Origin of the sequence: Prevotella sp. P2-180 (assembly GCF_002251435.1) — a bacterium.
In the GTDB taxonomy this organism is placed as follows: Bacteria; Bacteroidota; Bacteroidia; order Bacteroidales; family Bacteroidaceae; genus Prevotella.
Genome location: NZ_NPJI01000037.1, coordinates 110,696 through 128,508 on the forward strand (window position 1 = coordinate 110,696; position 17,813 = coordinate 128,508).

Sequence of the window (17,813 nt, forward strand, 5' to 3'; positions counted from 1 at the left end):
ATCGAGTAGAAAAAATCTCTCAACATAAGGACGTACAGCCGCCCCGAATATCTTTTTTATCCTCTCATACTCTCACCCGTCAAACTCACCACCTTGGTCAATGCACGAAGCCGATCATACGTCCGTACTCCGTATCTCTCCTTGATTTGGTCGGTAGTCAGATTGGTCGTGATAATCATCAGTCGCTTGTCCTTCTCCGCTTGGTCAACCAACTCAGCAAACAAGTCACGTTTCTCACCAAACTCAAAGTAGTAATGCTCGGTGCCAAGATCGTCAATGACTATCGGCTTGTTGTCTATCAAGTCCCACATCGTTGCCTGGTTTCGGTAAGTGTCAGACAGACGATAGGCAGAATAGACATGAGGACTCTCGGTAAGATAATGAAACATAAGGGTGGGGATGAGCGCACACGCAATGACTGATTTACCCACTCCGTTGTTTCCTGTAAGCAACAAACCTTTTCTGCCGTTGTCTTTCAGCCACTCAATAACTTGGGCATAATCGTCAATGTACTTATATCCATCTCCTACGTAAAATCTCATTCCTCGGTCGAATAAATCCTTAGCCTCGTCTCCCAAAGCCAAGTGTAAGCCTTTATACGACCTGCCTTCAAATACTTCATCTACCATATAGTTTGCTCCTTATACTTGTCTTTGTTATTATCTGTCTGAATGAAACCGATAGGCATTCGTGCCGCGTTATTCTTTAATGGGAAAATGCCTGCCCAATTATTCGCTATCGACTCTTCTATTATCTGCTTGGCGGTTTCCACGTCACCTCCGCTTAGCTTCATCAGCTTATTCACAAAGGTAGAAAAACCTGTCGGCTTATAGGACTGTCCTTTCTCTCGCTTGTACCTGAGCCATTTCTCAACCAATGGCTGCATATCTGCTCGGACGATACCCAAGTTAAGAACGTTCTTCGAAGGCTTTTTCCCTAAGCCATCATCAAGTTTTTTTCGTAGTTTCTCAACCTCTTTCTTCAATCTCTCGTTTTCTTCACATAAAGCAAGGTAATCACTTGCTTTGAGTGTAATTTCTTTTTCGTTTAGCATTATTGTAAAATATGTTTACTGTCTGCTTCTACCCTCAATTTTTAGGGGTATCTACACCTAAAGTGGTCGAATTTGACCACTTTAAAAATACTACATCTACACTTATTTTTAGGGTAAATACACCACAGACCGAGAAACCAGTGGAAGAACTATTGCTGCATCTACCCATATTTTTAAGGTTATCTGCACTACGCTTGGGGTACTGAATGCGTCGCACTGCATCTACCCTCATTTTTCAGGGTATCTACACACTTTGTCACCACCACCACTGCATCTACCCACATTTTAAGGGTATCTATGCCCTATAGCTTACAACGTATTGATACCCATATAAATAGGATAGTTATCGAGTGGGAAAAATCCCCTCAACATAAGGCTGTACAGCCAGCCCGAATATCTTTTTTTTGAAGCCCTGCTCCCGATCAAGAGAGCAGGACTTTTATTGCCCAACCAATTCAAGGTCGAACTTCTTTATTAGCATTGTGATGGCATTACCGTTGCGGAGGAAACGGGACTTGCTGCTGTGTCGGCATTTGTTGCTGTGGCATCTGCTGAGGTGCTTGCGGCGGCATTTGTTGTTGAGGTGCTTGCTGAGGTACGTTGTAGGGCATCTGGTTTGCGCCATACTGATTATGCACCTGACAGCCTTGAGCCTGCGGAGGCATCTGCTGGGGTGGCATACCACCTTGCACTGGAGGCATTTGTTGCGGCGGCATCTGCTGAGGCATCTGCTGCTGAACGCCTGGATATTCCACCTTAAAGGCATTGATCTCGTTGTACCAACGACCATTGTACTCATGTGCGTTAATATCCAGACTGACAGTGATGAACTGACCAACCTGAATATTCAACTGAGCAATCTTCTCTTGTCCCATCACACGGAAGCTCACGAACTTAGCATACTGACCGTTGTCATGCTGCATGACGTACTCCTGTGACACCCACTGATTGCCCGTACGTTGCGATACTCCCTGTTGGGGAGGAAGGACATTTGTGATTTGACCTGTTAATTTAACTACCATAATAAAAACGTTTTTATTTAAAAATTGACTAATTGTTCTTCGAACTCGTCTTTGTTGACATTACCGAGAAACATTGAGAAAAGCACGTCCTTGACCCTTTCGTAAAGCTGAGAAAATTCGTCTTCAGCTATCTTGTCAAAGGCTATGCTCTTTGGGACTTGTAACCATTCGTTGCGCATCGGCGACCACATTGGCTCGTAATATCCAGCTGCAACTTCCACAGTCTTTCTGAAACCGTCCTTGTCGTTGTTAAAAAACTCCCACCACTGCTCACCAAGATATTCCCATGCGCAGTTGATTAAAGCGAAATACTTTCGGTGGAACTTCGGGTTGCGGACGTGGTGAACTGTCACCTCGTATGTCTCTCCGACCTTCAACCGCTTCTTGACATCATAATCGGCATCTGTCTCAGGCTTTAACCCGCTTGCCGTACACACGAGGCGCATCTTCATCACTCATCCTCCTTGACGGTTATCTTCAACGAACCCTTGCGCTTTGCCTCTTTAACACACTCTCGATACACTTCGGGGTGCTTCTCTTTGACTGCCTTCGAGTCGAGCGATACACTGGCTGAGGGCAGAACCCTTGTTATCGTTACGTTATTACCCTTCCATGACTTGACGTTGTACTGCTCCATAAGGCTATACAATCCCTCTTTCAGTTTTGACATCCTTGTCTCTATGTCCTTTTGCTGCTCCACCATCAAGGATATTTGCTTCTCAGCCTTCACCAACTCTGACGGTAGGTCGCCATAGTACGCTGAAGGAACGAAGGGCAGTGCGTTAAGATAAGCGGAAATCAGAGCATCTAAGAAATCGTCTGAAACAGGATGAAGCTCAACAAAGTCGCACTCGTTATCACGAAGGCGAAGGACGTAGATATGACCAACCTTAACGCCGGCGTTCATCCTCTCAAACCAACGCTTGTATATTGATAACTGCAAGGCTACTTCCTCGAAATGCAGTTCTGAGGTGCGCTTCAAGTCAACGAGACATATCTCTTTCTTCTTGTTCTGCATCACGAGGTCGATGGCAGATGCAAAGTTTTCGTTATCCGACACGATGTACTCAGTGGCAAGACAACTTAGTTTGTTATCTTCTATTACCTTAATAAAGTTGTCGAGTTCGGGGAGTCCTTCATAGTACGTTCCGTCATTAAGATACCCCTCAACAACCTTGTGCATAAATGTTCCCCGTGCGGCCGCGTTTTCGAGTGTTTCTTGATCTATACCCATATACGTTCCTGGGTATGCCTTCGGGATGAGTGTACTTGTAACTCCTTGCAACTCCTTCTCGCCGAGGAAGTACTGGTGCGTGTCCTCTAAGAATACTACCTCTGAGGTCACGAGCTTGATTTCTTTCTTACTTGCTGCCATAGATAAACTTGTTGTTAGTCATTTGATAGGCGGCAATGAAAGTTTGCTCATTTGCAAACTGCGGGTACTTGAACCAAGCCGCTTGCAGCTCTGCCTCATTTTTTGCCTTTCCTAACTCCTTAATGGCGACACTAAGCGTCTTGTTATCAGCCTTGCCGCCCGAAGCTTGATCACCTACGTTTGTGGTATCGGAGTCACGGCTATCGTCGATAGCGAACAAGCCGTTGAGTGCATACTTTCGTGCATAGGAGCTTGTTGCACCTGTAACCTGAGAATCGTCCATTCCCTTTTTGTTGATTGGTTCACGAGCAAAAGCTGATGCAGTTTCAATTCCGCCAGACTCGTTTTTAAGTGTCGCCGTAGCCTTAACATAAAAACGTTCACCAATCTGTACTACCTCATCTGTAATAGTGAGCGTACATTTAGTTTCTTCGAGCAAGGGTTTTAAAGCCCTCAGAATACTCTCGCAACTCCTGTAAAAATAATTTCCAAAGTTATTCTTCAAATCCTTTGGAGCATTTAACTTTGTTTGTATAATATTTAATTCTTTCATTTGTTGTTATTTTTTATTACTACGCTGCATCTACCCTAATTTTTAAGGGTAACTGCACCGTCAACCTCAGCTTTCACCCGTGAGCCTATGCTGCATCTACCCCAATTTTTAAGGGTAACTACACCTATAAGTTGGCATTGTGCAAGGCACACTTAGCTGCATCTACCCCAATTTTTAAGGGTAACTACACCCCTCGTTTGCCCTACCATATCAGAAATAGCGCTGCATCTACCCCAATTTTTAAGGGTAACTACACCGCACAACTTGTAACGTATTAATACCCAATAGTTTAGAGTAGTTGCCGAGTGAAAAAAATCCTCAGCACAAGGGCGTACAGCCGCCCCGAATACATCTTTTTTTTATTTCTCTACCGAAATTTTGATACCGAACTTCTTGCACTTGTACGCAATCTTCTCTTTCAGTCCGAAATACGTCCAGTTGCGAAGGACGAAATTATCTCCGTTCTCGTTCTGTTCCTTTGCCTCGTCCTCGCGGTGTATCTGCCTCATCAGGACAATCTCGTCGCACTTGTGCTTGACCGCAAGGTCAACAAGCAATTTAGAGTATGTGTGGAGTTTGGTATCTACGTAATTGTTCTCCATGTCATGCCAGCGGTCGATAGCCTTGCATTTCTTCTTCCTGCCCTTGCCGCCGACCGAATACTTGTTGTTGATTTGGCAACGTTTGACCGCTTCCTGTATCTGTCTGCGGCGGTAGTTGAACTCTTCCTTTGTGCCAATCTCAAAGACCTTCATACCACTATCATATTCCTTGTAGGCATTGACATCGGTAGTGCATACGATAGGATTAAGAACACCGAGGAAAGCAAACAGTTTCTTGCCCTTTGTCAGTTTCACCTCGCTCTGTGGTATATCGACGCACAGCAGGAGATAGACTTTCTTTCCGTCAACCTTGATACTTGACGTTGCCATCTTGTACTCGCCAGAAAGAACTCGCTCGACAATCAGACGATTACCGCTTCTGTCACGACCAAACTTCATCTGAAATGGAATACCTGCAAGAGTGAAAAAGCAACCTTTCTGCTGCTTGCCCTCTCCGTCTGTATATTCACGGAAACCGAAGTTCAAAAAAGACCTCTTCTGATATGGGATAGGAAGATTGCTCTTGTAACTTCTTAGCGACCTGTTCCACATACCCAGTTTCCTGTCCTCTTGATAATTCTTACGGACAATCTGAGCAAGGTTGGAAAGCATATCCATTATGCCCGGCATACTATCCTTGAAAAGTTTGCTCATCAAGCAGTATGCGGCATTTTGCTTCGTTGCCTCCGTTCCTTTTGCGCCGACAAACTTGATTGCCTCCTTGCTCTTATCGTCAAGATAAGGAATGGAGTTGTCAAGCATAAACAGGTGGCTCGTAGCCGCATTTGCTGCATCACGAGCTATATCTCTGATAGCATAAAGCTTATCGTAATACTCCTTTCGAAGCCCTTTGTCGTTTTCGCAAACAAAGACCTCAATTCTTCTTGTTATTATCATATTGCACCTTTCTTATTATATCAACACTTGAAAACAAGGATAATCGGGAAAACGACATTTTTCCAACACTTTTTAGTCAGAAATATACACTTTTCCAACAGCTGCACCTACCTATATAATAAGGTGATACGCATCTTCCTTTCCTCTCTCCACATTATTGTCGCTGCATCTACCCATACTTAGGTCAGACACACATTTGGCTTGATGATGAAAGAACCTACCCCGCCGCATCTACCCTTGTTTAATGGGTCAGATACACCGTTCAGTTAGGCGTAAGGCATACTACGAGCTGCATCTATCCCAAATAACAAGGCAGACACACCACTTAGTTCATAAAGTGCTTAAACCTATTTATTAAGGTAGTTATCGAGTGGGAAAATCCCCTCAACTAAAGGCTGTGCAGCCAGCCCGATATTATTTTTATTGTTTGTTTTCCTTTTCAAACTCCAACTTCTTCAGTTCAAGCTTTGCAGCATCAAGACGTAATCTGGAATGGTTGTTCAACTGCTTTAGATACGCTATCTTCAGTTTTTCTTTTTCGTTCTCAACCTCTAACTTCTCTATCTTTTCAAGCTGAATTGCGATGTACTCAGGCATCTCCATGCCGCTGAATTTCGTTTCAAGACCATACTGCTTCATAATTTACCTCTTTACCTCTAACGAATAACTATTTATTGTTTCATGGCGAATTACTGCACCATTGTTTATATAACCATCAAGCATCGGCTCGACATTGAATCCGCAACGCTTGCATAAATCAGGGAACAGTACGTATGGAGGCACTATACAAGCTGCCTCCCTCTCCTCCTGCATTTCTACAAGGATATTGTAAACCATCTCATTTGACATTCTTAAGCTTGTCTAACCTGTATAGCCTTACCCTACGGTCAAGATCTTCAAGAAACTCTTTATCCATACCCAAGGAAAGATTATATTCTTGTAGAGCATCCACTATATTGTATAGGGATTTCTTTCCCATACATCTTATACGGAGCAAGCTCTCCTTGTTTTCCAGAACCAAATCCCATACGGTTCTTATGTCCTTCGAATTAAAGCAGTTATTGCACCTGACCGTAAGATTCAAAAACGATACCGGCTTAGAAAGAATATCGTATATATACAATTCTTCTTCCGTAGGAACCTGGTTTCTGTTCGAGCCTTTGAATACACCTGCAAGAGAGTCGTATTTCCACTTGTATTCGTCCCTCTCTCTACATACTTTTTCATACAAATGTTCAAGGTCATCGAGTCGGTCTTGAAGATTGTTACGTACAGTAATCAAGTCTTCGTAATTTTCCAACTTAGATATAGCCTTTATTCCCCTGGCCGCATAAGCCTTTATAGTAGGTGCGGAAACGTCAAGGTTGTTTGCTACAGATTCGACCGATTCTCCTTCTGCGATTTGCCTTAAGGTTTCTATATATAAGGCTCTTTTTTTTTCTAAAAAGGAATGCGAGAATGCAACTTTACACAAACTTGATATTGACTTACATAGTATGTTAGACGCACTTGTTTTCGGAATAAGGTTGTTAGCCGACTTCCATAACGATATTTCGCCCTCAAGTTCCGTGATTAGCGCACGCCTTTCCCTCTTCATCTTTCTTAACTCATACAAGGCCTCGTTCGTAGAGATGTCATCCTCAAGCAACTTGTCTATCAGATACGAGTCCACAAGCTGTTTATTTCCGTTCCTTATTGCCTTCAGGATGCCCTTGTTAATCCAGTTGGAAATCGTCTGAGGAACCACGTGCAAGCGTTCTGCCGCCTCTTTACGTGATATAAACCTATGATCTTCCCCCATAATACTCTCGTTAAAAACCCCTCCACAGAAATATCTGCGGAGAGGAAAGAAAACAGTTACTTAAATTCAAACTCTGGCTGCTTACTGTCGCATTTTGTCACACCAACAACTTCCTTGATAGAAAACTCTATCCTCGGATTGTGCTTATCAATGAACTTTCTCGCATATATTAAGGTGCATTGGCGGTCGTTGTTTATTGCACGGATTGTCTGCAAACAATCCAGGACTACCTTTAACGAGTTGTCAAGGTCTGAACGGTTGGACTGAAAATAAACGTCTATATACAATTCAAAGAAACCCGATATGCGTCGGTCTCTTAGATTGCATTGCTGATAAAAGGCTTTCTCGTAATTCTCTAGGGCATCCGTTTTCGCCAGAGACCCATGTCCGCTAATAGTGACTATCCTGTATTGATTACTTTTCGATGGTACTTGTCCGTATACCACGCACTGTTTTTTCTCTTCCATATATACTATTTTTTGGGGGAAGAAGTAGGATTCGAACCTACGATACCTTTCGGCATCCTCATTTCTAGTGAGGTGCATTAGACCATCTCTGCCATTCTTCCATTATAAAAAACTTGTCTATTCTCACGAACCGACAAGGAAAAAATATTAAAAAATAAATGACTTAAACTTTATACAAGTAATAGCATTCTGCAATTCGTATATCGAGTAATTCAACTTCTCGTTTCGTGTTCCCCTTTTGTGACGATGTATCAGGCCTCTATCCTCCAAATCCTTCAACACCTTGGTTGGATATTTTACGCCATTTCGTCTGAGAAATCTTATGGCCTCGCTTTTGCTGGCCTTATCTTCTTCGGGGAAATGAACGCTCTGTATCTTGGCGGCACCAAGAGCGCAACAACTCTCTATCATGCCTTTTAATTCTTCAACACTAATCTCCATCTCCTCGCTATATTGAAGGTATGGGCAGAACCAACTACCCACACCTGTATAAAACTAAAGATCAAAAATATGAAAGTAACTCTAACCCTTGCTATATGCAGGTATTATAGTTTGAATATTCAAAATCCTAATCGACACACTCAAGCGTGAGGTACGCCAATCCTCTTTGCCGCGCATTTAAACACTATTGTGTGAAATTTCACGTGACAGAAACGTGAGGTACGCCAATCCTCTTTGCCGCGCATTTAAACGAACTGTCACCACGCCTTCACCGTCGGCTGCCCAATTTCGCAGTACCGATATTATCCCTCTGCTGGGACGGTCTATGGTATGAAAGTCTGTCAATGAACGATTTAACTTGTCGGAAGGCTGGGTGTCGAACCCATAGGCCTATAGCCTGCCTCCGTTAGAACGTAGCCGCAAGAATCAAGACTACGTATAGAACAACGAATGATAAAACCACCACAAGGAAAGTCTGTCCAATATCTTCGTTGTAGCGAGAGAAGAACTTTTTAATTCTCATACGCAACCTCCCCACTCGGAACTGCCGTAACAAGGATTGACAATGATTGTCTGTCAACCTGTGTGGTATACTTGCCTATCAGCGGATTGGGGTAGAGCTGCGACACCTGAGATACGGCGCTCTGGATTGAACGAACTGCAAGCATGTCCTTGCACTGAAACGTTCTGCTCTTGCCGGCTGGTATAAGCCTAATCTTGTCTCTGATGCTTATTTTCTCTTCTGTCATTGCTTGTTTGCTTAATTAACATTAAAATATATACTCAAAACTTGCAAGGTAACGGAAAAACCACTATCTTTGTGGTGCTTAATCAGTCGGAGGGCGGTCTAACCGTCACCCTGCTAAACTTTTTGTGTCTTGCTTGATTGCTTAACGAGTGCAAAGATACAACACTTTATTGTATTCTACAAGAAATTAGCGTATATTTTAACAAAAGTTTATCAAAAAGGTGGGGTTTTTACGTTCTTTGACATAAAATGTATCGTATATGGATAGAAAGTATCGTATCAACCAAGCTTATGCGTACCTTCTTTCGAAAGGTATGGTAAAGGACAAAAAGGACGTAGCTGTAAAAATGGGGTACAAGTCCGAAAAGCCATCGAACATCTATAGTGCGTTTGGCGGGAACGAAAAGTATCTCACTGATGATTTCCTGTTGCGTTTTAATAATGCCTTTGGGAATATCTTCGACTCTCATTGGCTAAGAGGCGAAGGAAATGAAGAGCTAAGACTTGCAGGACACGAAGAAAAGCCATCACGTTCAAGCGGCGTGCCATTCTTTGCTGACCTGCCAGTAACAGGAGGTTCTGTAATGCAATACAATGACATCAAGGAGTTTTCGACCGCAAGCTCGTTCAACTTGCCGTTCACAAGAACGGCGGAATTTAGTTTCCCTGTCATAGGGTGTTCTATGCAACCTACCGTCAAGGAGGGTGACATCGTGGGGGTTTCTCATATCGACGGACTGGAGAGCTGTAATCCTGATCGTATATACCTTATTATTACGAGGGACAACGAAAGAATGATAAAGCGTATCAACAAGTACGACCGGGAGAACAACTGTATATGGCTCGTTTCCGACAATCCTCAGTACGAGCCATTCCCTATCTATTTAGATAATATCATTGATGTATATAAGGTGGTATGGAAAATTTCATTCGAAACAATGTAGATATATGGGAAAGATTAAGATCTATGGCATTCTCATCCTAGTAGTAGCGTTATTTTGCTCTTGCAGTAAGGATGATACAGAAGTGCCACAAAATACCGCAGAATATAAAATAACGCTATACAACAATATCGGGCGTACTGGCGGCAACTACAACTACCAGGGTGTCTTGTATGACATCTGTCTTATCTCATCTAACGGAGAGGTGTACGGACTGGGAGACTTGCCTTACGGGGAAAAGGTTACATGGAGTTTGCCGCAAAGCCACGACTCTAAAGACGTAATGATACTTGCACTTAAAATCGCTGGCTCAAAACAAGAAGCGCAAAACTCATACTTCATGAGTCCAGAGGCCGCAGAGGGGAAACCTTACCCTATCTATGTGCAAGACGGAGTAACGAAAGGATTCATGTTCTATGAAAACATGAAATGGCTCAGCATGAAGGTTAAGACGCTTGATGAACTCAAAGGGTACTTTAATCAATGATAGCGCGTTTCCACATGTATGCCGAGAGTTTTGCACTTTGTCACATACGCACCGAAAGCCAATTGATCGGCCCGCTCGTTGTAAGCATTACCACTATGACCCTTTATCCATGTAAACTTGATGCCGGCAAGATGGGCGCTACATTTCACGAACTGGTCGAAGAGGTCGCCATTGCATGAATGACCTGTCTTCAGCGATAGCATATTAATGGCGTATTTACTGTCTGATATAATCTCAACGTATGAACCGATCGGGCAACTGTTAACGGCGCTAATAATAGCAAGGAGTTCCATTCTGTTGCTTGTCGTGTGAAGGAAGCTCGCAGACATCTCCTTGAATACGTTACCGTTGTATAGTATAACATAGGCAGAACCTCCTATATGTGGGTCTCTAAGATTATCACAGCTTCCGTCAGTGTAACACTGAAAGAACAAGCCTTGCGACCTTGCCTCATTCACGTCGAATTTGGCATCCAGTTTCTTGGTAAGTGATGCCAAGTTTTCAACATAGTTGAAATCACATCTTATCTCTTCCATAGGTTAAATTGTTAAAATGTCAATATTATGTCACAAATGTTAAAAATAAGAACCCTTGCACGCATGTTACGTTAATTAACCAAGAGAATTAATTCACAAGAAATAAACTCGTGATTAAATTAATATAAACCCGCAATATAATATTTACTCACATACTCACCTGTACAAACACGCACGATTTACGTACGTATTGATGCCAATAAGTATATAGTTCCCAAAATGAAAAAGAAGGCAAAAAAAATAAAATCAGCATATTCTCTTGTAGACTTTACGAGAAGTTTGGCTCTCGTAACCATCAAGCATGTTGAAATAGGAAGCGACATCGCTAGAACACGATGCCAACGCATTGGCTGTACGGCTACTCCTTTTCTTTCTGCTGATATACCTATGATGCCCCTTAAACCAGAACCAGCACTGACCGCCGAAGGACGAGAAGTCGTTAACGGCATAAGACGTGACGTGGCACGCGTAAGCGAAGCCTCGCTTATCTCTGAAGATTTTGGTTTCCTTCCCCACGGTATCTTTCCAGTCTCCGTAGCGGACGATATTCCTTTTGGTCTTAAATATTTCGCCTTTGGATGCAAGTTCGTCAATAATCCTTGCGCAATCAGACTTACTAAGTCCACACCTCTGGGCAATATGCTTAAGCGTTATCCTGCGTTCCACATGTTTCTCAAACAGGCCACCTTGGATAGCTCCGTTTTCGGAACCACCCTCGGCAGATGCCTTAATACGTACCAATGTGCGACCGCTGAGATAATGCCTCACGTAAAGCCTTTTGAGGACTTTAGTAATATCGGAAAGCTTACAGGATTTGACCTTCCATTCTCCATTGTGTTCTATCTTCTGATTCACGGACAACATGTAAACGAAGTCCATGAAATACTTTTCTCCATTTTTCTTTTCTCCCGTATAGCCTCCCTTGTCTGCCAGGGCAACAAGCCCTCCATCCTTTGCGAAATGGAATACCCCTTCCATCAAGGAAGCTTTTTCAAGGAGTCTCTTCGCCCTTGCGTGACTTACTCCAAGAAACTTCATAACCTTAGATGGGGTTGGCTTAAAGAGTTTGTTGTTACGGAAGTTACAACGAATGGCAACATAAAGAGCATAGGCTTCATAATCCCCGAAACGGTCTATGAAGTCAGTGAAATGCTGTATTTTGACTTTATATGTAACCATTGTCATATAGAAAAACAAAGCCCCAACACCACCCTCGAAATGGCATTGGAGCTTCAAAATATTTTGTACCCTATGGTAAAAACATCCTTGATTAATATTCCGCAATCTTCGAGGAATTGCGATGCAAAGATATATCTTTTCTCCGAATGGGCAAAATTCCTCTCTCTTCATTTTAACATTTGCTCTGACGCTTATCAGCGCAAAATCGGCGCAAATTTTACAGAACAAATATATAAAATATTGATTATCAATAACATAACTATATCTGACATGCAGATTGTGGTTCTGAATGTCGTGGGTTCGAGTCCCACCGGGCACCCAAGATAAAGGCTTGTAGGTCAAATACTTACAAGCTTTTTTGTTTTGTCAGAATTTGACATAATCAGCACCCCAAAACCTCAAAAATAGGCTAAAATCCATTGATTGTTTACCTATTGTTTACCGCTAAAATGAAGTGTAACATGTTGACAATCAAAGCAATGGTTAAAAAGGATGGTATGCGTGTTGACCGCAAGTACAATGTTAAGCTTAGTTTTACCTACAAAAGAAAGGTAAAAAGGCTATCTACGAGCCTATTTGTGAGTGCTGACGAGCTGACAAAATCACTAACTTTTAAAGAAGGTACAGACATCAAACGGAAGGTTGACAAACTTGTAGAAAGTTACAGGAACAAGTGTGACCAACTACAGGTTGATGTCAACAACTACACGCTGGATGAAATCATGGAAATGCTGAACGCAGACGAAGAACGAAAGAAGCCTGTTGACTTTATTCTGTTTTGTCAGTGGTGGATTACCACAACAACTATTAAAGGGAAGAAAAACTATCAGTCCGCCGTAAATGCATTTATTACTTTTTTAGGTACAGACCATCTTGAAGCCTCAAAACTTACAGCTTCACTACTAAATGGTTTCATGGATTATTTAAAAAGACAAAGCAGACTAAGGGCAGATGTACTGGCTAAGTCTGGAAAACGAGTCCCAACAAACCGTAGTGTGTCACTCTATTTAGGAAGCCTGCGCCATCTATTTAATGAAGCGAAGAAGAAATACAATGATTATGACCGCAACATAATCCGCATTACAAACTCACCATTTGAATATGTGGTAGTCCCGAAACAACAGGCGACACGTAAAAGAGCTATTACCGCAGAACAAATAAGAAGCATCTGGCAGTACCCTTATGAGCGTAAAAAGGACGGCACTCTAAAAAGAGAAAGCATTGTTAATCTGGCAAAAGACTGCTTCATTCTATCGTTCTGTCTAATCGGAATGAACTCAGCAGACTTATTCAACTGTACGGAGTTCAAAGATGATACTATAACCTACTATCGCACCAAAACGACAGCCCGCAGACTTGACAAGGCAAAGATGGTCGTAACCATACCACCATTTTTAAAGCCACTATTCGAGAAGTACAGGGATAAAACAGGACAACGGGTTTTCAAGTTTCACCTATTATATAATACAGACAAGAATTTTAATCGGGCTATCAACATAGGATTGAAAACTATTGGTGACAAGCTGAACCTAATAGACCTTGAATATTATGCAGCCCGTCACTCATGGGCTACCATTGCCCTTAATAAAGTAGGCATAGATAAATACGTAGTACATGAAGCATTAAACCACATAGATGAATCCATGAGAGTCACCGACATATACATTGAACGTGACTTCGTGAACGAAAATAAGGCTAATGCCAAGGTCGTGAAGTACGTTTTTGGTAAATAATTGCTAATATCTCCTGCTTACTCTTGTGTAGGTGGGAGATTTTTTGTACTTTAGCCGCAAATTTTAGTAACAAGATGATAAAGCAGCTACCTAAACATGAAGATGAATGGGCTTATTACGAGAGTGAGCCTCTATTTGAGTATGTCACCAGAATATCGGACATGATGGGTGAAATCGTAACCGATATTAACCCCGATGGGAGTTATGAAAGTACGCCACATCTACAACCGTTCCGTTTTGCGAGTGACTATCTCAATGGGAAGATAGATACCCAAAGTATAAGGATGGACTTATACGAAAGCCCAGACATTCAAGATACACTGAGAGCTTTCGGACTTGATAGCTCTAAGTTTTGGTATCTATGCCTGTTTATCAAGTGGAGAGTGGACTATGAATGTAAGACCGCTTTCGTGTTCTCCACTTCGACAAAGGAAAAGCTGCATAATCTTATCTCCGAGTTTGAGAAACTATCTCCAGAGTTCCAAGGCCGCAAGTTCGTTTCTAAAGTTCCCGCCACGCTTACATTTAAGGTGAATGGTGGTAAAACCATAACTATAGACGATGCTAACACTTTGACTTTTATCGGTGCAGCCATTGAGAGTTTTTTAGAGCAACAAGACACTGATGATCTCATCACTTCCAATAGTTATGGTATAAGTGAATTAGAGAAAGTGGATTTATCGGTAAGAACTAATATATACCTATTCAATGAGTATCTAAGTCCGTTTGTCAAACCGTTGGAAGCTATCAAAGGGATATATGCCTCAAAAGACAAAAGTCTCTTAATTTCCCGAATGATTTATGTATTCAGAGTTAGTGAGGATAAGAAACTATATACAGACCTTAACGAGAAAGGCAACAAGCAGAATCAGCTAAAGGGCTACCTAAGTAGGTACAAACCCTTTAAGTTTTGGCATTATTAATATTGGAATATCTTTATAGCTAACTGTCAGTATCTTCAATTATGGAGATACTTTTTTATTTTATATTTCTACTCATAGCAATACTTCTTTTTCTTCTTCTATTCCAAAATCCTGAATTAAATTTGCCGCAGCTAAAGCAGCTGAGGTAATGTCACCGCCTGTCAAGAATGGGGCAGTTTTTAAACAATAAAATAATGAACAAAGATGTTTTTAATGAAGATGTAAACGAGGGCATGATGGATGCTGTCCTTGAAGTACAAACCGATGTTGATGATTATGTCAATGAAGAAGAATTGCTTGCTTTGGAGCAGGAGCAACAAATGATCGACATGATGGAAGAACAGGCTCTACTTGAACAAGCAGAAGAGCAAACCGTTATAGATGCTTACATTGAGCAACAGCTTATTGAGCAGTCTTTGTTGGATCAGGCAGATGAAGAAGCTCAATTAGAGTATGAGGATCAGCAGCAATTCGATGATGATCCTACGGTGACAAAACCAAAGGCTAAACAGCAGAAGCCTACTATTAGCGGTAAAGTATCAGATGATGAAGAAGAAAGTGATGATGAGCAAGATAATGATGTACCCCGAAATGTCTTAGCACACCGTCAAGTATTACAGTTGATGAGACAGCATAATCACCTTGATATTTGTGTCAAGAAAGAAGAAATCTCAATAAGTTGCTTCGGAAAAACACGGCTCAAATACAAGCTCAACGATAACGGCTGGCAATGGATTCTTAATTATCTGGAAACAGGGTTCTATGAGGATTACGGAGTTGACCCGTTAAAGGTTGCAGACATTGACTGCGAGAGCCGAGTTAAAGAACTGATAGAACGAGGCAGTAATATCGCCCGTGTTCCTTTTTTAAGAGAGACTGAGGCATATATTGAGATATGTGCTTTCTACCGCTATGGCAAGCTGTATTTCAGCATAAGGAGAAACGATGAATTTATGAACTATTTAATTGAGAAGGGATTATGATTACACTGAAAAAAGGACAATACCTGTCAAACGTTTTAAGTGAGATTCCAACTGACTGCATCCTGTCAAAACGAGTACCTGGCTGTGGCGCTACCACTTTGGAACTAAAGACTAATAGAAATTCCATTATTATTGTGCCAAATGTTCCTGTTATTCAGAGTAAGGAAAAGAAGGAACCGTACCCTAAAGGCGTTTATGAAGATGTCACAGTGAGCGAAGTAGTCACCTATTTAAAGGAGAATATCAGATACAAAATAATGACTACTCCTGAAAGTTTTGGTAAAATTAAGGTTGCCTGCGAGAAATGTAATATAAACATCTATTCCGAGTTTTTTCTGCTAATGGACGAGTGCCACCAACTTGTTAAAGATGTGGACTACAGAAACTTCATCGTTTTACCAATGGCAGACTTTTTCAAATTCAAGAATAAGGCTATGGTGTCAGCAACCCCACTTGGATTCAGTGACCCACGCTTGAAGAAATTCGAGACTCTTGAAGTTCGTGCCGATTATGACTACCAACAGGAGATAACGGTAATCAATGCCTACAATACAACCAAGGCTATAGGTGAATATCTAGAAAGCCACCAGAACGGAACAGTATGTTTCTTTGTCAACTCAATAACTCAAATCTATTCTATAATGAAGCATTTCAAGTTGTTGGAAGACTCTACCGTATATTGTGCGCCTAAAAGTGTAACAAAACTGAAAGAGGGCTACGACTTTACTAATGCCTATAAGGAGTGGAGTGCTGAAACCATGAAGCGGTACAACTTTTTTACAGGTCGTTTCTTTTCCGCGTTTGATTTGGAGTTAGATTACAAACCAGATTTACTAATGATAACTGACCCGTACATTTCACCATACACCATGCTCGATGTTGATACGGACTGCATACAAATTTGTGGCCGTTTCCGTAAGGGCATAAATTCTGCCACCCATATCTATAGGGTAAATCCTGAAATCTGTGCTAAGAGTAAAGAACAGAAATTGCAAGAAATACACGATTTAGAAGTAGGTTACAGAACCCTCCAACGATATTATAACAATGCTGACAGCAAAAACGATCGTATGGCTTTCGGACAAGTAATAGATATTCACCCATTCCGTAAGTACCTGTACTCAGACCTTACTAAAAATTGGTTTAGGATTGATTGTGATGTTAACGAGGTATTAGTAATTGGCAGGTATAAGTCCGAGCAGACAATGGAAGATTGGTATAATAAGTGCCACTATTTTACGCCAACTTTTGAAACGTGTAATAGCAACGAGAATGACGAAAAGATGGAAACAATAATGTCAGCCCGTACCACAAGAGACAAGAGGAAAAAGATGGTAGAAATACTAAGTCAGTTTGAACAGCCTCTTTCTGAAAACGCTTTTGACTTTATCAACAAGATACGTAAGATTGACCCATTCATTGTCGAGGCTTTTGAAGTGTTGGGAAAAGAACGTGTAGAGGAACTGAACTATAACCAGAAGCAAATAAACGAGGAATTGATATTGAGACAGCGTAAGGGCAATAGGGCTATCAGACTAATTAAAAACTCATTCAAGGTTGGCAACACCTATACCAATGACTATATAAAGGATGAACTGACCCGAATATTTGATATGCTTGAAATACACCCAGAGAGGACGGTTAAAGGCAGTATGATTAAGGACTACTTCCAAGCCGAGGTTTGGAGAAATGAGAATTGTAGAGGCTATAGGCTTATTATGGCTGTTGTGTAGTAGGGAATGACAAAACCCGAAATTACTATACAATATATACCCATGTATGTAAATATGTTAAAATGTCATTTTGACCTCTCTGAAAGCCTCTATACAACCCCTACCGTGTCAAAACCAGACTTCCGATTTCTCATACATTGACCTCTCAAATCTGGCTATTTATAGTATGTACTCTGGAATAAGCCTCAACCATCTAATACCAATGAAAAACACTCTTTTTGTTCAAAACTGACAATACAGACTATCTGAAAAATCAAGGAAGAGAGACGAGTAAGCGGGTACGGGTACTTGTATATATAAGCCCCTCCCCCTATCGACATATCCCTAAATTGAAATTT

21 protein-coding genes, 1 tRNA gene and 1 CRISPR repeat array are annotated in these 17,813 nt (G+C 41.5%); of the genes, 6 read left to right on the forward strand and 16 right to left on the reverse strand.

All coding sequences use genetic code 11. The features are described 5' to 3' along the window. Positions 1-56 precede the first annotated feature (56 nt). The 14 genes from CIK98_RS06560 to CIK98_RS06625 form a co-directional block, all read right to left on the reverse strand. Complete coding sequence (locus CIK98_RS06560; RefSeq protein ID WP_094383465.1) at positions 57-629, reverse strand: ATP-binding protein; 573 nt, start codon at positions 627-629, stop codon at positions 57-59. Next, positions 623-1,054, reverse strand: coding sequence for a hypothetical protein (locus tag CIK98_RS06565; protein ID WP_094383466.1), 432 nt, complete (start codon positions 1,052-1,054; stop codon positions 623-625). The genes CIK98_RS06560 and CIK98_RS06565 overlap by 7 nt, the downstream gene beginning before the upstream one ends. A 491-nt stretch (positions 1,055-1,545) precedes the next feature. After that, positions 1,546-2,076, reverse strand: a complete 531-nt coding sequence (locus CIK98_RS06570) for a DUF3127 domain-containing protein (protein WP_094383467.1) — start codon at positions 2,074-2,076, stop codon at positions 1,546-1,548. 17 nt (positions 2,077-2,093) lie between these two features. Beyond that, the gene (locus CIK98_RS06575) at positions 2,094-2,528 is read right to left on the reverse strand and encodes a DUF1367 family protein (RefSeq protein WP_253249657.1); all 435 of its coding nucleotides are present in this window, start codon (positions 2,526-2,528) and stop codon (positions 2,094-2,096) included. Beyond that, positions 2,528-3,451 (reverse strand): hypothetical protein, encoded by a 924-nt coding sequence (locus tag CIK98_RS06580; RefSeq protein WP_094383468.1) that lies wholly within the window; start codon positions 3,449-3,451, stop codon positions 2,528-2,530. The genes CIK98_RS06575 and CIK98_RS06580 overlap by 1 nt, the downstream gene beginning before the upstream one ends. Next, on the reverse strand, positions 3,438-4,004 hold the full coding sequence (locus tag CIK98_RS06585) for an ERF family protein (RefSeq protein WP_094383469.1): 567 nt from the start codon (positions 4,002-4,004) through the stop codon (positions 3,438-3,440). The genes CIK98_RS06580 and CIK98_RS06585 overlap by 14 nt, the downstream gene beginning before the upstream one ends. A 23-nt stretch (positions 4,005-4,027) precedes the next feature. Then, positions 4,028-4,261: direct repeats of the CRISPR family, unit length 36 nt; unit sequence GCTGCATCTACCCCAATTTTTAAGGGTAACTACACC. A 102-nt stretch (positions 4,262-4,363) separates the two neighbouring features. Then, entirely contained in the window at positions 4,364-5,503 is a 1,140-nt protein-coding gene (locus CIK98_RS06590; RefSeq protein ID WP_094383470.1) for a hypothetical protein, read from the reverse strand. A 420-nt stretch (positions 5,504-5,923) separates the two neighbouring features. After that, the gene (locus tag CIK98_RS06595) at positions 5,924-6,142 is read right to left on the reverse strand and encodes a hypothetical protein (RefSeq protein ID WP_094383471.1); all 219 of its coding nucleotides are present in this window, start codon (positions 6,140-6,142) and stop codon (positions 5,924-5,926) included. Positions 6,143-6,145: 3 nt separating this feature from the next. Beyond that, positions 6,146-6,352 (reverse strand): hypothetical protein, encoded by a 207-nt coding sequence (locus CIK98_RS06600; protein ID WP_141210445.1) that lies wholly within the window; start codon positions 6,350-6,352, stop codon positions 6,146-6,148. Then, positions 6,342-7,304 carry a DNA-directed RNA polymerase subunit alpha C-terminal domain-containing protein gene (locus CIK98_RS06605; protein ID WP_094383473.1) on the reverse strand — a complete coding sequence of 321 codons (963 nt, stop codon included), beginning with the start codon at positions 7,302-7,304 and terminating at the stop codon, positions 6,342-6,344. Before CIK98_RS06605 ends, CIK98_RS06600 begins: the two co-directional genes overlap by 11 nt. A gap of 56 nt (positions 7,305-7,360) precedes the next feature. After that, a complete protein-coding gene (locus tag CIK98_RS06610; protein ID WP_094383474.1) occupies positions 7,361-7,771 on the reverse strand; it encodes a RusA family crossover junction endodeoxyribonuclease in 411 nt (136 codons plus the stop codon). A 13-nt stretch (positions 7,772-7,784) separates the two neighbouring features. Beyond that, a tRNA-Ser gene (locus tag CIK98_RS06615) sits at positions 7,785-7,872 on the reverse strand. Positions 7,873-7,918: 46 nt separating this feature from the next. Then, positions 7,919-8,254 carry a hypothetical protein gene (locus CIK98_RS06620; RefSeq protein ID WP_141210446.1) on the reverse strand — a complete coding sequence of 112 codons (336 nt, stop codon included), beginning with the start codon at positions 8,252-8,254 and terminating at the stop codon, positions 7,919-7,921. Positions 8,255-8,724: 470 nt separating this feature from the next. Continuing rightward, positions 8,725-8,961, reverse strand: a complete 237-nt coding sequence (locus tag CIK98_RS06625; protein WP_094383476.1) for a hypothetical protein — start codon at positions 8,959-8,961, stop codon at positions 8,725-8,727. A gap of 259 nt (positions 8,962-9,220) precedes the next feature. On the opposite strand from CIK98_RS06625, the gene CIK98_RS06630 reads away from it, so the two are divergent. Together CIK98_RS06630 and CIK98_RS06635 are read left to right on the forward strand one after the other, a co-directional pair. Continuing rightward, positions 9,221-9,904 carry a S24 family peptidase gene (locus CIK98_RS06630; protein WP_094383477.1) on the forward strand — a complete coding sequence of 228 codons (684 nt, stop codon included), beginning with the start codon at positions 9,221-9,223 and terminating at the stop codon, positions 9,902-9,904. Positions 9,905-9,908: 4 nt separating this feature from the next. After that, complete coding sequence (locus tag CIK98_RS06635; protein WP_094383478.1) at positions 9,909-10,388, forward strand: hypothetical protein; 480 nt, start codon at positions 9,909-9,911, stop codon at positions 10,386-10,388. Here the strand turns inward: CIK98_RS06635 and CIK98_RS06640 are convergent. Together CIK98_RS06640 and CIK98_RS06645 are read right to left on the reverse strand one after the other, a co-directional pair. Then, positions 10,382-10,924: an RNase H family protein gene (locus CIK98_RS06640; protein WP_094383479.1), complete on the reverse strand. Its 543-nt coding sequence runs from the start codon at positions 10,922-10,924 to the stop codon at positions 10,382-10,384. The two genes, CIK98_RS06635 and CIK98_RS06640, sit on opposite strands and share 7 nt — an antisense overlap. A 246-nt stretch (positions 10,925-11,170) precedes the next feature. Beyond that, the gene (locus CIK98_RS06645; RefSeq protein WP_141210447.1) at positions 11,171-12,103 is read right to left on the reverse strand and encodes a winged helix-turn-helix domain-containing protein; all 933 of its coding nucleotides are present in this window, start codon (positions 12,101-12,103) and stop codon (positions 11,171-11,173) included. A 461-nt stretch (positions 12,104-12,564) separates the two neighbouring features. Between CIK98_RS06645 and CIK98_RS06650 the strand changes: the two genes are divergently transcribed. From CIK98_RS06650 to CIK98_RS06665, 4 genes are all read left to right on the forward strand, one after another. Continuing rightward, positions 12,565-13,836 carry a phage integrase SAM-like domain-containing protein gene (locus CIK98_RS06650; protein WP_094383526.1) on the forward strand — a complete coding sequence of 424 codons (1,272 nt, stop codon included), beginning with the start codon at positions 12,565-12,567 and terminating at the stop codon, positions 13,834-13,836. Between the two features lie 74 nt (positions 13,837-13,910). Then, positions 13,911-14,759 (forward strand): hypothetical protein, encoded by an 849-nt coding sequence (locus CIK98_RS06655; protein ID WP_094383481.1) that lies wholly within the window; start codon positions 13,911-13,913, stop codon positions 14,757-14,759. A gap of 194 nt (positions 14,760-14,953) precedes the next feature. Further along, positions 14,954-15,742 (forward strand): hypothetical protein, encoded by a 789-nt coding sequence (locus tag CIK98_RS18500; protein ID WP_216358960.1) that lies wholly within the window; start codon positions 14,954-14,956, stop codon positions 15,740-15,742. Next, positions 15,739-17,475, forward strand: coding sequence for a hypothetical protein (locus CIK98_RS06665; RefSeq protein WP_094383482.1), 1,737 nt, complete (start codon positions 15,739-15,741; stop codon positions 17,473-17,475). The genes CIK98_RS18500 and CIK98_RS06665 overlap by 4 nt, the downstream gene beginning before the upstream one ends. The last annotated feature ends 338 nt before the right edge of the window (positions 17,476-17,813 follow it).

Excerpts from the sequence above, each read along its gene's own strand:
- CIK98_RS06560 (WP_094383465.1), bottom strand. The coding sequence starts at position 629 with ATGGTAGATGAAGTATTTGAAGGCAGGTCGTATAAAGGCTTACACTTG.
- CIK98_RS06565 (WP_094383466.1), bottom strand. The coding sequence starts at position 1,054 with ATGCTAAACGAAAAAGAAATTACACTCAAAGCAAGTGATTACCTTGCT.
- CIK98_RS06570 (WP_094383467.1), bottom strand. The coding sequence starts at position 2,076 with ATGGTAGTTAAATTAACAGGTCAAATCACAAATGTCCTTCCTCCCCAA.
- CIK98_RS06575 (WP_253249657.1), bottom strand. The coding sequence starts at position 2,528 with ATGAAGATGCGCCTCGTGTGTACGGCAAGCGGGTTAAAGCCTGAGACA.
- CIK98_RS06580 (WP_094383468.1), bottom strand. The coding sequence starts at position 3,451 with ATGGCAGCAAGTAAGAAAGAAATCAAGCTCGTGACCTCAGAGGTAGTA.
- CIK98_RS06585 (WP_094383469.1), bottom strand. The coding sequence starts at position 4,004 with ATGAAAGAATTAAATATTATACAAACAAAGTTAAATGCTCCAAAGGAT.
- CIK98_RS06590 (WP_094383470.1), bottom strand. The coding sequence starts at position 5,503 with ATGATAATAACAAGAAGAATTGAGGTCTTTGTTTGCGAAAACGACAAA.
- CIK98_RS06595 (WP_094383471.1), bottom strand. The coding sequence starts at position 6,142 with ATGAAGCAGTATGGTCTTGAAACGAAATTCAGCGGCATGGAGATGCCT.
- CIK98_RS06600 (WP_141210445.1), bottom strand. The coding sequence starts at position 6,352 with ATGTCAAATGAGATGGTTTACAATATCCTTGTAGAAATGCAGGAGGAG.
- CIK98_RS06605 (WP_094383473.1), bottom strand. The coding sequence starts at position 7,304 with ATGGGGGAAGATCATAGGTTTATATCACGTAAAGAGGCGGCAGAACGC.
- CIK98_RS06610 (WP_094383474.1), bottom strand. The coding sequence starts at position 7,771 with ATGGAAGAGAAAAAACAGTGCGTGGTATACGGACAAGTACCATCGAAA.
- CIK98_RS06625 (WP_094383476.1), bottom strand. The coding sequence starts at position 8,961 with ATGACAGAAGAGAAAATAAGCATCAGAGACAAGATTAGGCTTATACCA.
- CIK98_RS06630 (WP_094383477.1), top strand. The coding sequence starts at position 9,221 with ATGGATAGAAAGTATCGTATCAACCAAGCTTATGCGTACCTTCTTTCG.
- CIK98_RS06635 (WP_094383478.1), top strand. The coding sequence starts at position 9,909 with ATGGGAAAGATTAAGATCTATGGCATTCTCATCCTAGTAGTAGCGTTA.
- CIK98_RS06640 (WP_094383479.1), bottom strand. The coding sequence starts at position 10,924 with ATGGAAGAGATAAGATGTGATTTCAACTATGTTGAAAACTTGGCATCA.
- CIK98_RS06645 (WP_141210447.1), bottom strand. The coding sequence starts at position 12,103 with ATGGTTACATATAAAGTCAAAATACAGCATTTCACTGACTTCATAGAC.
- CIK98_RS06650 (WP_094383526.1), top strand. The coding sequence starts at position 12,565 with ATGTTGACAATCAAAGCAATGGTTAAAAAGGATGGTATGCGTGTTGAC.
- CIK98_RS06655 (WP_094383481.1), top strand. The coding sequence starts at position 13,911 with ATGATAAAGCAGCTACCTAAACATGAAGATGAATGGGCTTATTACGAG.
- CIK98_RS18500 (WP_216358960.1), top strand. The coding sequence starts at position 14,954 with ATGAACAAAGATGTTTTTAATGAAGATGTAAACGAGGGCATGATGGAT.
- CIK98_RS06665 (WP_094383482.1), top strand. The coding sequence starts at position 15,739 with ATGATTACACTGAAAAAAGGACAATACCTGTCAAACGTTTTAAGTGAG.